The following is a 978-nucleotide window of genomic DNA, read 5'->3' on the forward strand; positions in this document are numbered from 1 at the left end:
GACGAACAGGCCGTGTCCACCGACACCGCCGGCCCCTCCAACCCCAATACATACGACAGCCGACCCGAAGCAACACTCGGCGTACTACCCGTCAGCAGGTAGCCCCCGGTCTCACTGTCCGCCTCATCCTCCTGACCAACGACATAACCATTGGCGGACACCCCCGCAAACACACCCGTCGCCGAACCTCGCAACGACAACGGATCCAGCCCAGCCCGCTCCAACGCCTCCCACGACGTCTCCAGCAACAACCGCTGCTGCGGATCCATCGCCAACGCCTCACGCGGCGAAATCCCGAACAACCCCGCATCAAACTCCGCCGCATCATGCAAAAACCCACCCTCACACACATACGACGACCCCGCACGATCAACACCCCGGTCATCGAACAGCCCGTCAAGGTCCCAGCCACGATCAGCCGGGAAGGCGGAGATGGCGTCCCCGGACGCGCTCAGCAAATCCCACAGGGCCTCCGGCGAGGCCACTCCACCCGGGTAACGACACCCCATCCCCACAATCGCAATCGGCTCATCGGCCACAACCGCCCGAGCGGAGCGCGGCGCCAGGTCCTGTTCGCCCGACTCTCCCAACACCTGCTCCCGCACGTAGGCAGTCAACGCGCTGGGGCTCGGATGGTCGAAGACCACGGTGGCAGGCAAGGTGAGCGCGGTAGCACGGTTCAGCCGATTACGCAGATCCACCGCCGTCAGCGAATCAAAACCCAGATCCTTGAACGCCCGCACCGGATCAACAGCCGCACCCGACTGATGTCCCAGTACCGCCGCCACCTCCGACTGCACCAGATCCAACAGCACACGCTCCTGCTCACCAGAAGACAAACCCCGCAGACGGTGAGCCAGACCACCCGAACCAACAGCGCCGCCCGCCGCCCTGCGCCGAGACGAAGCCGGAACGATCCCGCGCAGTACCGCGGGCAGGCTCTCACCACGGGCGGCAAGAGCCGTGATGTTGAGCCGA

The 978-nt window shown here is 65.2% G+C and carries 1 protein-coding gene; it reads right to left on the minus strand.

Annotation, left to right across the window (positions count from 1 at the left end; genetic code table 11):
* Window positions 1-815 (minus strand): acyl carrier protein (locus JK363_RS41380; protein ID WP_307822125.1); only part of this gene is annotated, 815 nt, incomplete at its 3' end.
* Window positions 816-978: the final 163 nt, after the last annotated feature.

The sequence above is a fragment of the Streptomyces coffeae genome (assembly GCF_016741875.1).
Taxonomy (GTDB): Bacteria; Actinomycetota; Actinomycetes; order Streptomycetales; family Streptomycetaceae; genus Streptomyces; species Streptomyces coffeae.